At 60.5% G+C, this 15,296-nt stretch carries 11 protein-coding genes and 1 pseudogene; 4 read left to right on the top strand and 8 right to left on the bottom strand.

What is annotated here, in order from left to right:
* From FEM54_RS07955 to treP, 4 genes are all read right to left on the bottom strand, one after another.
* Nucleotides 1–1,204: glucose PTS transporter subunit IIA (locus FEM54_RS07955; protein WP_138450321.1), on the bottom strand; the 1,204-nt coding region annotated here is incomplete at its 3' end.
* Between the two features lie 165 nt (nt 1,205–1,369).
* Nucleotides 1,370–2,590, bottom strand: coding sequence for a maltoporin (locus FEM54_RS07950; protein ID WP_138450319.1), 1,221 nt, complete (start codon nt 2,588–2,590; stop codon nt 1,370–1,372).
* Nucleotides 2,591–2,664: 74 nt separating this feature from the next.
* Nucleotides 2,665–4,311 (bottom strand): alpha,alpha-phosphotrehalase, encoded by a 1,647-nt coding sequence (gene treC / locus FEM54_RS07945; protein WP_138450317.1) that lies wholly within the window; start codon nt 4,309–4,311, stop codon nt 2,665–2,667.
* Between the two features lie 124 nt (nt 4,312–4,435).
* On the bottom strand, nt 4,436–5,878 hold the full coding sequence (gene treP, locus FEM54_RS07940; RefSeq protein WP_017139698.1) for a PTS system trehalose-specific EIIBC component: 1,443 nt from the start codon (nt 5,876–5,878) through the stop codon (nt 4,436–4,438).
* Nucleotides 5,879–6,130: 252 nt separating this feature from the next.
* Between treP and treR the strand changes: the two genes are divergently transcribed.
* Entirely contained in the window at nt 6,131–6,835 is a 705-nt protein-coding gene (treR, locus tag FEM54_RS07935; protein WP_017139697.1) for a trehalose operon repressor, read from the top strand.
* A 205-nt stretch (nt 6,836–7,040) separates the two neighbouring features.
* Here treR and guaA read toward each other — a convergent pair.
* From guaA to FEM54_RS07910, 4 genes and pseudogenes are all read right to left on the bottom strand, one after another.
* Nucleotides 7,041–8,618: pseudogene (gene guaA, locus FEM54_RS07930) on the bottom strand (glutamine-hydrolyzing GMP synthase).
* Nucleotides 8,619–8,699: 81 nt separating this feature from the next.
* Entirely contained in the window at nt 8,700–10,169 is a 1,470-nt protein-coding gene (guaB, locus tag FEM54_RS07925) for an IMP dehydrogenase (RefSeq protein ID WP_016977684.1), read from the bottom strand.
* A gap of 257 nt (nt 10,170–10,426) precedes the next feature.
* The gene (locus FEM54_RS07915; RefSeq protein WP_017134675.1) at nt 10,427–10,975 is read right to left on the bottom strand and encodes a hypothetical protein; all 549 of its coding nucleotides are present in this window, start codon (nt 10,973–10,975) and stop codon (nt 10,427–10,429) included.
* 144 nt (nt 10,976–11,119) lie between these two features.
* Complete coding sequence (locus tag FEM54_RS07910; RefSeq protein ID WP_138450315.1) at nt 11,120–11,887, bottom strand: sulfite exporter TauE/SafE family protein; 768 nt, start codon at nt 11,885–11,887, stop codon at nt 11,120–11,122.
* A gap of 99 nt (nt 11,888–11,986) precedes the next feature.
* Between FEM54_RS07910 and FEM54_RS07905 the strand changes: the two genes are divergently transcribed.
* Genes FEM54_RS07905 through FEM54_RS07895 form a run of 3 tightly spaced genes read left to right on the top strand, consistent with a single transcriptional unit; the run spans nt 11,987 to nt 15,112 of the window.
* On the top strand, nt 11,987–12,877 hold the full coding sequence (locus tag FEM54_RS07905) for a LysR family transcriptional regulator (protein ID WP_138450313.1): 891 nt from the start codon (nt 11,987–11,989) through the stop codon (nt 12,875–12,877).
* Nucleotides 12,878–12,907: 30 nt separating this feature from the next.
* The gene (xseA, locus tag FEM54_RS07900) at nt 12,908–14,287 is read left to right on the top strand and encodes an exodeoxyribonuclease VII large subunit (RefSeq protein WP_138450312.1); all 1,380 of its coding nucleotides are present in this window, start codon (nt 12,908–12,910) and stop codon (nt 14,285–14,287) included.
* A 3-nt stretch (nt 14,288–14,290) separates the two neighbouring features.
* Nucleotides 14,291–15,112 carry a peptidoglycan DD-metalloendopeptidase family protein gene (locus FEM54_RS07895; protein ID WP_138450310.1) on the top strand — a complete coding sequence of 274 codons (822 nt, stop codon included), beginning with the start codon at nt 14,291–14,293 and terminating at the stop codon, nt 15,110–15,112.
* Nucleotides 15,113–15,296: the final 184 nt, after the last annotated feature.

The following is a 15,296-nucleotide window of genomic DNA, read 5'->3' as shown; positions in this document are numbered from 1 at the left end:
GGCCAACATCGGCCAAATCCGCTGCGCGCTCAGCCAGCAACGCACTGCCCAGGCCGAGAAATAGCTTGGCGGTTGCGGCCGTGGCGCTGTTCCAGGCAAAGGCAGCACTCTTGCCTTCGGTGAGCAGGCGATGGGCTTGCTCCAACAGGGTCGGGTCTTCAAGCAGTTCCTGGTGGGCGCGGAAGATTTCCGCCTGGGCGCTGCCAACCGCTTTGTCTTGCAACACTTGCAGCGCTTCGGTGGCTACCAGTAAGGCGCGGCTCAGTGCAGCGTGTTCAACGGATTCACCCGCGCCCTGTTCCTCGATGTGCAACTCGGGTTCCGCCACTTGAAACACCTGGCCAAACGCGGAGCCGGGCGAAGCACACACGCCGCGCAACAAGGTCGCCGATGACTCGGGTGACTGCGTTTCAACAGGCGCAACAGACTCTTCGACTGCCTCCCCGCAACCTTGCGCCAGCAGGGTTACCAATGCCTTGATGGCCGCATCGGCATCCTCTCCCGCCGCACTCACTTGCAAGGTATCGCCCTGCACGGTTTGCAGCGCCATGATCGCCACCAATGACTTGGCGTTGGCGCTCTGGGTTTGCTTGTGCAGGTAAATGCTGGCGTTGAAACCTTTGGCCGTTTGCGCCAGTACGGCGGCCGGGCGTGCGTGCAAACCGTTGGCATTGGGCAGCGTCAGCGGCTTGGAGAACAGTGCATCGCCCTCCTCCTCACCCACGGTTTCAGCGGCCTGGCCGGGTGAGACGTGCAACAGCGGCTGGCCCACCTCCACCGCGCCACTGCCCGATGCCAGCCACACAAACGGCTCGCCGCTGACCACCAGCATCAAGGTCAGCAAACTGCGCGCATTGAGCGCCACGTAGTCGGCATCAAACTCGATCAACGGCTGCCCGACCTCGACCCGCTGGCCTTCCTCGACCAGACGGGTGAAGCCCTTGCCAGCCAGGTGCACCGTGTCCAGGCCAATATGCATCAGCACCTGCACGCCGTTGTCGCCGGTGACGCTGACCGCATGCCCGGTGTCCTGGATATTGCTGATCACCCCGGCCAACGGCGCGCACAGGGTCTGCGAGGTGGGATCGATGCACAGGCCGTCGCCGATCATGCGGCTGGCAAACACCGGGTCAGGCACCTGGTCCAGCGCCAGCAGCACCCCGGACAAGGGCGCCAGCAGTTCCAGGGGTTGAGTTGTGGTCATGACTTCACCTGCTGTTTTGTTCTGTAAAAATCATAGGGCGAACGACGATCCACTGTGGGAGCTGGCTTGCCTGCGATGCCGGCGACTCGGTGTCTCAGTAAGACCGAGGGGTTGCTATCGCAGGCAAGCCAGCTCCCACCTAAAAAGCGTTCACTTAAAACCGAGCTATTTCCACCAGTATTCGACTTGCACACCCACATTCGAGCCATGCCGCGCCGTGCCGTAGGCGCCGGTGTCGGACAACGCCGAGCCCGCCGCCAGTTCGTTCGCCGCACGCTTGGCCGCTTCGTTCCAGGTTGCATAGGTGTAGTACAACCGCACTTCCGGCCGTGCCCAGAAATCCGGGCCGTTGGGCGACCAGGTCGGGGCGAAGGTGAATTTGCTCAGCTTGCGCGTACCACCGGCAGCCTCGACTTGATCATGCCCAAGCTCGGTGACCAGTTTGAACTGTTCGCTGATGGCATATGCCGGGCGCACACCGATGGACATCCAGGTCTGGTCCTGGCTGCCGGGGCGAATATCCTTTTGATACACCGCCTCGACCTGCCCGCCGAAACGCGGCGTCACCTGCCAGTCGAAAAACTCCACGGCGCGGTAGCTTTTGCTGCTCTTGTCCAAGACGGTATCGCCGGTATAGCCCAAACCCGTGCCGGGGCCTTCGCCGTACTGCAAGGCGAATTTGTTCTTGCCGCCGAGAAACGGTTTTTGCACATGCTGCGCGGTGATCGCCCAACCGCTGTTGGCGTCACGCCCTCCGGCTTTTTCGATGTAGCTCAAGCCAAACTCCAGCTCACCGCCGGGGTTGGTCTTGAAGCCTGCCACGTTGAAGTCGTGACGGGTGGCGTATTCTTTCTGGTAGAGGTTGTCCTTGCGCGACAGCGCGTAGCTGTATTTGAGGTCGCCGATTTTAACGTCCTCGACACCGCCGCCCGTGGCGCTCTGGTTCCAGTAGTAGAAGTCGGAGATATGGATGTCGTTACGCTTGTAGTAACGGCGCCCCGCCCACACCGAGCCGCCATTGAGGCTGGGCAGGTTGGACCACTGCGCGTACATCTGCGGCATGCGCGCCGAGCCGTTGTCCTCACCCTGGAACTTCAGGGCTCGGTCGTATTTGTTGTACAGCGATGCCATGGCATCGACGCTCAGCACCGAGCCGTCGTCGAGGGTCAACAGGTCCTGGCGCAACTCGAGTTCGGCGTACTGCTCGCATTCGTTGCCCAGGCGGTATTTGGATTGCGCCCCCGGCAGTTGGAAACACTGTTGCTTGCCACTGCCTGTTGAAGTCCCCGCGCCGCTGCGCAAGTAGCCGGCAAACTCCAGGGCTTGAACGGCAAAAGGTGCGGTAAGACATGAAGCAATGAGGCCCAGCTTTATTGTTGTTTTCATGAAGCACTCCGATATTTTTATTATGTTTTTTGGTGAAGCGCCCCCGCACTCCCATACGGGGGATGCAGCGGGTCTCAGTCCTTGAGGTGCAGCACAAACGATTCATACGGGCGCAACACCACCGTGCTCGAACGCAACGGGCAGTCGGGGTAATTGCTGATCAGCAGGCGTTGCTCGTTCGCCGCACTGATGACGCCTTCCGGCAGTTGGATTTCGCAGGGTGTGCCGTAGAAGTTGTTGAGTACCAACAAGCGCTCGCCATCGCCTTCGCGCAGATACGCCCAGACCTGGAGGTGGTCTTGCAGCAGTTGGCGATAAACGCCCTCCTGGATCAGCGGCTCGTGACGACGCAACGCAATCAGCGCGCGGTAGTGATGCAGCACCGAATCGGGGTCATCCAGCTGGCTTTCGACGTTGATCTGCGCCGCGTTGGCCGGGATGCCGATCCACGGTTCACCGCTGCTGAAACCGGCATTGGCCTGGGTGTTCCATTGCATTGGCGTGCGGCTGTTGTCGCGCGACTTCTGCATGATCGCCGCCATGCTCGACGCCTCGGACTCACCGGCATCACGCTTTAGGCGGAAGATGTTCAGGGTCTCGACATCGCGGTACTGCTCAATCTTGTCGAAACCCGGGTTGGTCATGCCCAGCTCTTCGCCCTGGTACACATACGGCGTGCCTTGGAGGAAGTGCAGCGCAGTGGCGAGCATCTTGGCCGAGACCACGCGGTACTCGCCGTCGTTACCAAAACGCGAGACCACTCGCGGCTGATCGTGGTTACACCAGAACAGCGCGTTCCAGCCGCCACCGGCCTGCATGCCCAGTTGCCAGTCGGAAAAAATCTGCTTGAGCTGCAGGAAGTCGAAGTCGGCCTTCACCCACTTTTGCAGGTTCGGGTAATCGACTTTCAAGTGATGAAAGTTGAAGGTCATCGACAGCTCTTTGGACGCCGGATTCGAATAACGAATGCAGTGCTCAAGGCTGGTGGACGACATCTCGCCGACGTTGATCAGGTCGTGCCCTTCGAAGACTTCACGGTGCATTTCCTGCAGGTACTCATGCACGTTCGGGCCGTCGGTGTAGAAGCGGCGGCCATCGGTGTTGTCTTCGGGGAAATCGGCAGGCTTGGAGATCAGGTTGATCACGTCCAGGCGGAAGCCACCCACGCCTTTGTCACGCCAGAAGCGCATCAACTGGTACACCTCGGCGCGCACGTTGGGGTTGTCCCAATTGAGGTCGGCCTGGGTATGGTCGAACAGGTGCAGGAAGTACTGGCCGGTTTGCGCCTCGTATTCCCAGGCCGAGCCGCCGAACTTGGATTGCCAGTTGTTCGGCTGGTCGCGCCAGATATAGAAGTCGCGGTACGGGTTGTCGAGGCTGCTGCGCGCCTGCTGGAACCACTCATGCTCGATGGAGGTGTGGTTGACCACGATATCGAGCATCAGCTTGATGCCGCGCTTGGCCGCTTCGCTGATCAGCAGGTCGCAATCGGCCATGGTCCCGTAGCTGGGGTCGATGGCGTAGTAGTCGCTGATGTCGTAGCCGTTGTCGCGTTGCGGCGAGCGCAGGAACGGGGTGATCCACAGGCAATCCACGCCCAGCCACTTGAGGTAATCGAGTTTGTCCACGATGCCCAGCAGGTCACCGGTGGCGTTACCCGCGTGGCTGTGGAAGCTTTTGGGGTAGATCTGGTAGATCACCGAGTCTTGCCAGTCTTGCATGGTGGGTTCCTTCAATTGAGTTGTGTGCTGGCTTTGAGGGCCTCATCGCGGGCAAGCCCGGCTCCCACTTTGATGTGTGAACACATTCAAATGTGGGAGCTGGCTTGCCTGCGATAGCGATCGATCAAGCGACGCGATACCCCGGCCGCACAATCTTCATGCTCAACGCACAGGTCAGAACAAACGGCACGACCATGGCGATGACCATCCCGATCACAAAACTGGGGATGAACTGCGGAATGATCGAAATAAACCCAGGCAAGCCACCCACGCCGATGGCCGAGGCCGTCACCTTGTTCAGCGACAGGAAAATGCTGCCCAGCGCCGAGCCGAGCAGTGCGGCATAGAACGGAAATTTGAAGCGCAGGTTCACGCCGAACATCGCCGGTTCCGTGATACCGAAGTAAGCGGAAATCGCCGAGGTCGAGGCCATGCTTTTGTCCCGCGCGTTGCGGGTCATGTAGAACACGCCCAGTGCGGCGCTGCCCTGGGCCAGGTTGGACATCACGATCATCGGCCAGATAAAGGTGCCGCCCTGGGTGGAGATAAGTTGCAGGTCCACGGCGAGGAACATGTGGTGCATGCCGGTGATCACCAGCGGCGCGTACAACAGGCCGAAAATCGCCCCGCCAACCATCGGCGCCAGGTCAAACAGGGTGACCACGCCTTCGGTAATCAGGATGCCGAGGTGACGGGTCACCGGGCCGATGATGGCCAGCGCCAGCACGCCGGTGACGACGATGGTGGTGATCGGCACCACGAGCAGTTGGATGGCGTTTGGCACGCGTGCCCGCAGCCACTTTTCAATCACGCTCATCACATAGGCCGCCATCAGGATCGGCAGGATCTGGCCCTGATAACCCACCTTCTCAATCTTGAACCAACCGAAAATATCGAAGTACGGCAAGCTCTGGCCATCGAGCCCGGCCACCGCCTTGCCGTAGTTCCAGGCGTTGAGCAAGTCCGGGTGCACCAGCATCAGGCCGAGCACGATGCCGAGGATTTCGCTGCCGCCGAAGCGCTTGGCCGCCGACCAGCCCACCAGCGCCGGCAGGAACACAAACGAGGTGTTGGCCATAAGGTTGATCAGGCTCCACAGGCCATCCAGGTTCGGATACGCCTCCAGCAGCGTCTGGCCCTCGATGAACATGCCCTTGGCGCCCATCAGGTTGTTCACGCCCATCAGCAGGCCGGCGATGATCAGCGCGGGCAGGATCGGCATGAACACGTCGGAGAACACACGCACCAGACGCTGCATGGCGTTGGTCTTGTCGGCGCCCTTCTGCTTGACGTCAGCGATGGTCGAAGCCGCAAGACCCGTCTGCTCACGCAGGGCGGCATAGACCTTTTCCACTTCGCCGGGGCCGATCACCACTTGGAACAGGCCGCCGGTGAAGAACGAGCCCTTGACCAGATCGACCTGGTTCAACGCGCTGCTGTTGACCAGGCTCGGGTCCTTGAGCGCCAGGCGCAGGCGGGTCACGCAGTGGGCGGCTTGCTCAAGGTTGTCGCTGCCCCCGAGGTTCTCGAGAATCTCGCGGGCAATATTGGAATAGTCGTGGCTCATGCTTGGTTTCCACTTTGGTTTTTTTATTTGGGGGCAGTCATTGGCAGCACGCCGTGGGCAAAAGTACTCGTATGTACGAGTTAAATCAATAACTCGTCTGTACGAGTTACATAAAGTTTAAATTTCTGAATTTGAAGTCAGACATTTCCCTAATTCCACGCAGGTCCAATGGACAAAGCCCACCTCTGCCACTAAGGTTCCTGCCTTGAACCCGCCGTTCACCTTCATCAAGCCGGGCACAGAGCCATCCCCATGAGCAAATACAACCAGATCTATACAGATCTGCTTGCCAGCATCACCACTGAACGCCTGCAACGCGGTACGCGCCTTCCCTCCGAAACCGAACTGATGGACGCCTACCAGGCCAGCCGTGGCACGGTACGCCGCGCCATCGAGCAGTTGCAGGAGCGTGGTTTTGCGCAAAAAATCCACGGCAAGGGCACGTTTGTGTTGTCGCCCAACCCCATTGAGTTCCAACTGGGCGGCATCGTCAGCTTCCACGAAACCCACGCCGACCTGGGTGACGACGTACGCACCGAGGTGGTCGAATTCAGCCAGTTCCCGCTGGAAGGCTCGCTGCTGCAACACATCGAAGCCGCGCCCGGCGCTCTGATTACCCGCATCAAACGGGTACGGCGCATCGGCGGCAAACGCGTGATCCTGGACATCAACCACTTTGTGGCTGACCTGATCCCCGGCCTGGACCGCGACATCGCCGAGCAGTCGATCTATGCGTTTATCGAACAGACGCTGGAGCTGCAGATCAGCTACGCGCAGCGCACTATCGAAGCCCTGCCGCGCAGCAAGGACGACCAGGCGCATCTGGATCTGGATGGGCAAAGCCATGTGATTGTGGTGAGCAACCAGACGTTTTTGCAGGATGGCAGGCAGTTCGAGTACACCGAGTCGCGGCATACGTTGGATAAGTTTTACTTTTCGGATATTGCGCGGCGCTAAAGCCGAAAGAAGATCAAATGTGGGAGCGGGCTTGCCCGCGATGGCGTCCTGTCAGTTATCGATGTGTTGCCTGATAGGCCCTCATCGCGGGCAAGCCCGCTCCCACACTTCGATCAGTGTTGTTTGATCTGGCGTATTCCAGAAACACAAAACCCCGGCACATGGCCGGGGTTTTGTTATTCAGCATTCACCTGCTAGCGCAGGATCACTCCCACTCAATCGTCGCCGGCGGCTTGCTCGACACGTCATACGTCACGCGCGAAATACCTTCGATTTCATTGATGATACGGCCGCTGACAGTCTCCAGCAGCTCGTACGGCAGGTGTGCCCAACGCGCGGTCATGAAGTCGATGGTCTCTACGGCACGCAGCGCAACAACCCACGCGTAACGACGGCCATCACCCACAACACCCACCGATTTCACCGGTTGGAACACCACGAACGCCTGGCTGACCTTGTGGTACCAGTCGGCCTTGCGCAGTTCTTCGATGAAGATGTGGTCGGCGCGACGCAGCAGGTCGGCGTATTCCTTTTTCACTTCACCCAGGATGCGCACGCCCAGGCCCGGGCCTGGGAATGGGTGGCGGTAGACCATGTCGTACGGCAGGCCGAGTTCCAGGCCCAGGCGGCGGACTTCGTCTTTGAACAGTTCGCGCAGTGGTTCTACCAGCTTGAGGTTCATCTCCTCCGGCAGGCCACCCACGTTGTGGTGGGACTTGATCACGTGGGCCTTGCCGCTCTTGGCGCCAGCCGACTCGATCACGTCAGGGTAGATGGTGCCCTGGGCGAGGTACTTGATGTTGTCCAGTTTGTTGGACTGGGCATCAAACACGTCGATGAAGGTGCGGCCGATGATCTTGCGCTTCTTCTCTGGGTCGCTTTCGCCCGCCAGGTTGTTGAGGAACTGGTCCTCGGCGTTGGCGCGGATCACCTTGACGCCCATGTTCTCAGCGAACATGGCCATCACTTGCTCGCCTTCGTGCAGGCGCAGCAGGCCATTGTCGACGAACACGCACGTCAGCTGGTCGCCGATGGCTTTGTGCAGCAGCGCGGCAACCACGGAGGAGTCAACGCCGCCGGACAGGCCGAGCAATACGTTGTCGGTACCGACCTGGGCACGCACGTTGGCGATGGCGTCTTCAGCGATTTTCGACGGAGGCTACAGGGCTTCGCACTGGCAGATGTCGAGAATGAAGCGCGACAGGATACGGCCGCCTTGCTTGGTGTGGGTCACTTCCGGGTGGAACTGCACGCCGTAATAGCCGCGCTCGTCGTTGAACATGCCGGCAATCGGGCAGCTCGGGGTGCTGGCCAGGATGTGGAAGTCTTCCGGCATCTTGGTGACCTTGTCACCGTGGCTCATCCACACGTCGAGGCCGAACAGGCCGTCGGCGTCGATGTGGTCTTCGATGCCGTCCAGCAGGCGGCTCTTGCCGACCACGTCGACACGGGCATAACCGAATTCACGCAGTTCGGAACCTTCAACCTTGCCGCCCAGTTGCTCGGCCATGGTCTGCATGCCGTAGCAGATACCGAAGACGGGCACGCCCAGGTCGAATACGGCTTGCGGGCAACGCGGGCTGTTGGCTTCGTGCACGGACTCGGGGCCACCGGCAAGGATGACGCCTTTAGGTGCGAATTCGCGGATCGCTTCGTCGTCCATGTCGAACGGGTGCAGTTCGCAGTACACGCCGATTTCACGCACGCGGCGGGCGATCAGTTGGGTGTACTGGGAACCGAAGTCGAGGATCAGGATGCGGTGGGCGTGAATGTCGAGGGCCATGAAGTCAGTCTCGTCTAATGAATCAGAAACAACTCGGGGCTGAAAGAACAGCCCCGGTTACTTAACGTTTTGCTGGAAGCCTCAACCTACGCGGTAGTTCGGCGCTTCCTTGGTGATCTGCACGTCGTGGACATGGGATTCAGCCATGCCGGCGCCGGTGATCCGTACGAACTCTGGCTTGGTGCGCATTTCTTCGATGTCGGCGCTGCCGGTGTAGCCCATCGAGGAACGCAGGCCGCCCATCAATTGATGGATGATCGCGCTCAGGGTGCCTTTGTACGGCACACGGCCTTCGATGCCTTCCGGTACGAGCTTCTCGGCGCCTGCCGAGGAGTCCTGGAAGTAACGGTCGGAAGAGCCCTGCGCCTGGGACATGGCGCCCAGCGAACCCATGCCGCGGTAAGCCTTGTACGAACGGCCCTGGAACAGTTCGATCTCGCCTGGTGCTTCTTCGGTACCGGCGAACATCGAGCCCATCATCACGCAGGAAGCACCGGCTACGATGGCCTTGGACAGGTCACCGGAGAAACGGATGCCGCCGTCGGCGATCAACGGAACGCCCGTGCCTTCAAGGGCAGCGGCGACGTTGGCGATGGCGCTGATTTGCGGCACGCCTACACCGGCGACGATACGCGTGGTGCAGATGGAGCCAGGGCCGATACCGACCTTGACCGCATCGGCGCCGGCTTCGGCCAGGGCCTTGGCAGCTGCGCCGGTGGCGATGTTGCCGCCGATAACCTGTACGTCAGGGAAATTCTGTTTGACCCAGCGAACGCGGTCGATCACGCCTTTGGAGTGGCCGTGGGCAGTGTCGACCACCACCACGTCAACACCGGCTGCCACGAGGGCCGAAACGCGATCACCGGTGTCTTTACCGGTGCCGACCGCAGCGCCGACGCGCAGACGACCTTGGTCATCCTTGCTGGCCAGCGGGTAAGCCTTGGCTTTTTCGATGTCGTTGACGGTCATCATGCCTTTGAGGGCGAATTTGTCGTCGACGATCAACACGCGCTCGATGCGGTGCTTGTGCAGCAATTCGCGCACATCGTTCTTGTCGGCGCCTTCCTTGACAGTAACGAGGCGCTCTTTAGGCGTCATCACTTCACGGACGGTGACTTCAAGACGGTTCTCGAAACGCACGTCACGGGAAGTGACGATGCCGACCAGGTCGCCATCGTGCAGTACCGGAACGCCGGAGATGTTGTGCAGGCGGGTCAGGTCGAACAGATCACGCACGGTGGCGTCGGCTTCGATGGTGATTGGATCTTTCACCACACCGGCTTCGTAACGCTTGACCTTGCGCACTTCGGCAGCTTGCTGCTCGATGGTCATGTTCTTGTGGATGATGCCAATGCCGCCTTCCTGAGCCATGGCAATTGCCAAACGGGCTTCAGTGACGGTGTCCATGGCAGCGGAAACCAGAGGAATATTCAGCTCGATGCCACGGGTTAGGCGGGTCTTGAGACTGACTTCGTTAGGAAGCACCTCGGAATAACCGGGCACTAGGAGAATGTCGTCGAATGTCAGAGCTTCTTGGCTGATACGCAGCATCGCGGGGGCTCCCGAGCGGGAAAATGGAAGCGCGCCATTATATACATGCACCCTGTCGGGCTCAATGTAAAACTCTGACAAACTTGGTAATACTGATAGATGGATAAAACTCACGGCTTGATCGTTCCTACGCTCCGCGTGGGAATGCCTCGTTGGACGCTCCGCGTCCGGGGTCAGCGCAAGGCTTCAACCTTGCGCAATGGTGACGCGGAGCGTCACGGGATACATTCCCACGCGGGAGCGTGGGAATGATCGGATTAAAGCTCGACTCTGACCCAACTCATCTTCTGGTCCAGCCAGTCGGCAAATTCGTCGATAAAGCTCTGCTTGAACCCTGCCTCCGCCCAGTTGTTGAAGATGAAACCCAGGTTGGAGAAGCCGCATTCCTGCAGGAACAGAAACCCATTGATGTCATCTTCATGCCCACACAACGGGCAAGTGAAGTTATCGGTGTGGCCGGGCATCCAGTCTTCCAGGCTTTCGAACAGCGCCTCGCCGACTTCTTTAAGGCACTCCGGGCAGCCGGCCTCTTCGAGAAAGCCCTTGGCCGGCGTGTAGATGCAGCGCTTGTAGATGATCTCCAGGCCATTGATCGGCTCGTTGAACGGCAGCGCTTCGGGGTGCAGCACCACGGCGCGGGCGCCGTCGGCCAGGGCGTAGGCCATGCGGTTGCCGGTGCGCCCGCAGGTGGTCAGCTCTTCCTTGATGATGTTCTTGCGCACCAGCCAACGCACGATGGCCCGGGCGCGGGGTTCGTGGACGGGCAAGGTGGAGATTTTGGGGACAAGGATGCTTTGGGAGTTCATGGTGCTTGGGAGCCCTGCGGTGTGGCGACTGCCGACATCGCGGGCAAGCCCGGCTCCCACATTTGGAATGCATTCACCTGTGGGAGCTGGCTTGCCTGCGATGAGGCCTTGAAGCCTGGCAGCTTAATCCCTGCCCCACACAGGTCAAGTGCTCAAATACCGCCCAATCAATGCAATCCCACTGGCCAACACCAACCATGTCACCAAGCGCACAAAGGCTTCGCGGGACATCCGCATCGTCAACCTGCGCCCACACCACAGCCCCAGGGCCATCGCCGGCAACAGGCACAGCGCCAACAACAGCAACGGCAAGTCCGCATACACCCCGGCAATCAGGAACAGACTCAAGCGCACCACCGTGCTGCAACTGATCAACGCACTTTGCGTGGCCCGCGCCGCATCCTTGGGCAAACGGCTGTTGAGGTAGATCGCATATAAAAAGCCGCCGCTGCCGAACAGCGCACCAAACAGGCCGCCGACGATGCCCATTGGAATCGACCAACCTTTGGAAAGCTGGGTGGGCCGCGCCTTCACCGACAAGCTGTAGATCGCATAGGCGCTGATAAACACCCCCATCAGCAGCAGCAACAGATCCGAATGCAGGTTGAGCAGAAAGATCACACCCAGCGTACAACCGATGGCCATGCATGGCAGCAACCAGAGCAGCTCGGGCTTGTTCACGTCTCGCCGCGATTGCAGCAGATTGCCAAAGGCCGCGACAAAATCCAGCAGCACCAGCAGCGGGATAATCTTCGACAGCGGCATAAACACAATCAGGATCGGCCCCGCCACCAGCGCCGTGCCAAAGCCTGCAATACCGAAGACGATATAGGCCAGCACCACACCCAGGCCGATGACCAGCCAATCGACACCACTGAACGACCACTGGCTCATCAGCTCAACCGGGCTCATGTCGTATTCCTTGAAAGAGATAACCAACACTTTAGCCATCGCCGAGTGTTGCGACTAATATCTTCAAAGCCATCCACTTATCTTGAAAAGGCATGACAAGTGATCTCGACCCGCCAACTGCGCTACTTCGTAGAGATCGCCGACAGCGGCAGCTTCAGCGCCGCCGCCGAGCGTTTGTTCGTGGCGCAATCGGCCCTGAGCCGCCAGATCAAGGCGCTGGAAACCCAGCTGCAAACCCCTTTGTTTGAACGCACCGCGCGCCAGCCCCGGCTGACGGCGGCGGGCGAAGCCTTTTACCCGAGGGCGCGCAACCTGCTGAGCGAGCTGCTCAAGGCCAGCGAGATGGCCACCCTGGTTGGCAAGGGTCAGCTTGGCACCCTGCGCCTGAGCCATTCGAGCACCGTGCCGATGAGCGGGCCATTGCTGCATGGCATCAGCACCTGGCTGCAGCGTTGCCCCGGCGTATCGATGGATATCGTCAAACTGTCTTCCGAGGCGCAACTTGAAGAAATTGCCGACGGGCGCCTGGAAGTCGGCCTTTTACGGTTACCGGTGCTGCGACAGCGCGAAGGCGTGCGCGTGGTGCCTTTATATAGCGAACAACTGTTGCTGGCTGTGCCGCCCAATCACTCGCTGGCCCGCAGTAATAACCCGATCGAACTGGAGCAACTCAAGGACGAAGCGTTTATCTCGATCCCCCATCCCCAACGCGGCGGCCTGAGTTATCTGTCGGCCGAGCTGTGCATGCGTGCAGGATTTTTCCCCAAGGCGGCGCGGGTGATGTCGCGCAAAACCACGCAGTTGCAACTGATCCAGGCCGGATTCGGTATTGCCCTGTTACCAAAATCCATGCAGGACATAGCGCCGGCCAACCTGCACTTTTTGTCCCTGGCGGACCCGGACTGCTTGAGTACCGTGGCCCTTGCCTGCGCGCAGGCGCCGAGCGCACTGGTGGAGCAATTCTGCCAAACCTTGCACGAATGCCTATAAACTGCCGCCCATGATTAAAGATCGCTCCTCATGATTAAAGATCCGTTTGCCCGCTTGGGCCTGGACCGCGAAGTCCTGACTGTCAGCCAGCTCAACGGTCGCGCGCGGGTGTTGCTGGAAGACGTGTTCACCAATATCTGGGTCGAAGGCGAGATCTCCAACCTCGCCCGCCCGGCTTCCGGCCATGTGTATTTCACCCTCAAGGACAGCGGCGCCCAAGTGCGTTGCGCGCTGTTTCGCAACAACGCCGCGCGGGTGCGCCAGGCGTTGAAGGACGGCCTGGCGGTGAAGGTGCGCGGCAAGGTCTCGCTGTTCGAAGGCCGGGGCGACTACCAACTGATCCTCGACACCGTGGAACCTGCTGGCGATGGCGCGCTGCGTTTGGCCTTTGACGCGTTGAAGGAAAAGCTCAGCGCCGAAGGCCTGTTCAGCGCCGAGCGCAAGGTGCCGCTGCCGGCGCACCCTCGGCGCATTGGGATTATCAGCTCGCCGACGGGCGCGGTGATTCGCGACATCATCAGCGTGTTCCGTCGTCGTGCGCCGAACGTTGAACTGACACTGATCCCCACCGCCGTACAGGGCCGCGAAGCCATCCCGCAGATTGTGCGCGCGCTGAAAATGGCGGATGCGCGCGGTTTCGACGCGTTGATCCTGGCCCGAGGCGGCGGTTCGCTCGAAGACCTGTGGTGCTTCAACGAAGAAGCCGTGGCCCGCGCGGTGGATGCCTGCGTGACGCCCATCGTCAGCGCCGTCGGCCATGAAACCGACGTGTCGATCTGCGACTTTGTGGCCGACGTGCGCGCCCCCACGCCCTCCGCCGCCGCCGAATTGCTCGCGCCAGATGCCAGCCACTTGGTGCGCCAAGTCGAAAACCTGCACCGCCGCCTGGTGATGCTGATGCGCAACCGCCTGAGCCATGATCGCCTGCGCCTGGAAGGCATGGCCCGCCGCCTGCGTCACCCTGGCGAACGTCTGCGCCAGCAAGCCCAGCGTTTGGACGACCTGGACATGCGCCTGCGCCGCGCCTTCGAGCGCAGCCTCAATACCCGTCGCGAACGCCTGATCCGCCTCGAAACCCGCCTCGCAGGCCAACACCCCGGCCGTCAACTGGCGTTGCTGCGCCAGCGCCTCGATAGCCTCGCAGAACGCCTGCCCCGCGCCATGCGCGAAGGCCTTAAGGCACGCCGCCTGCAACTGCAAAGCCAGGTGCAGACGTTGCAGGTGGTCAGCCCGCTGGCCACCCTGGGCCGTGGCTACAGCATCTTGCTGGACGAGCGCGGCCAGGCGATCCGCAACGCCGCGCAAACCCACACCGGCCAGCGCCTCACTGCGCGCCTCGGTGAAGGCCAATTGCAGGTGCGGGTGGAAGATAACCACCTGACGCCCGTCACCCTTTCGTTACTGGATTGATTGATGCCACGTTTATTTAGCCTGCTGATGCTCTTGTGCCTGACCTTCAACGCCCACGCCGACAGCTACATCACGCGGTTGCTGAACAAGCCGGTGCCGGGTGGCGTCGCGGTGATTGACCTGGGCACTTCAACGGCCGCGCCTAAAGCCACCTACCAGAACCGGCCGGTGCTGGTGGTCAAGGAGCAGAACAACTGGCTGGCGATTGTCGGGATCCCGCTGACCGTCAAACCCGGTACCGAGCGCATCACCAGCGGCGGGCAGAACTTGCCGTTTGTGGTGGGCTTCAAGAAATACCCCGAACAGCACATCACCTTGAAGAACAAAAGCCAGGTGAACCCGGCCCCGGCGCAACTCAAGCGCATCGAGGGCGAACTGGCCGTGCAGCTCAAGGCTTACCGCAGCTTCAGCCCGAACACACCGAGCAACCTGCTGCTGGACAAACCGGTCAACGGGCCACTGTCGAGCAAGTTCGGCGTGCGCCGCTTCTTTAATGGCGAGGAACGCAACCCGCATTCGGGCCTGGACTTTGCCGTGGGCGCGGGCACGCCGATCAAGACGCCGGCGGCGGGCAAGGTGATCCTCACCGGCAATTACTTCTTCAACGGCAACACCGTGTTCGTCGACCATGGCCAGGGCTTTATCAGCATGTTCTGCCATATGTCGAAGATCGACGTAAAAGTCGGCAACCAACTGGCACGCGGCGCGGTGGTGGGCAAGGTCGGTTCCACTGGCCGTGCAACCGGGCCGCATATGCATTGGAACATCAGCCTTAACGATGCGCGGGTCGACCCGGCGATCTTTATTGGCGCGTTCCAGCCCTGATAAAAATATTCAACCTACCGGCGGCGGCGCGGCATAGGTATCTACGCAACTTTTAAAAGCAGCCTATTTCTCCTGTGGCGAGCAGGCTTGTCCTGCGTTGGGCTGCGAAGCGGCCCCAAAAACAGACGCTGAGTACTTTCAGCAAAATTGCCGTGCCTGTACTGGGGCCGCTTCGCAGCCCAAC

It is taken from the genome of Pseudomonas edaphica, assembly GCF_005863185.1.
GTDB lineage: Bacteria > Pseudomonadota > Gammaproteobacteria > Pseudomonadales > Pseudomonadaceae > Aquipseudomonas > Aquipseudomonas edaphica.
The sequence above is the reverse complement of the archived record's forward strand: the minus strand, read 5'-3'. Positions and strand labels throughout refer to the sequence as shown.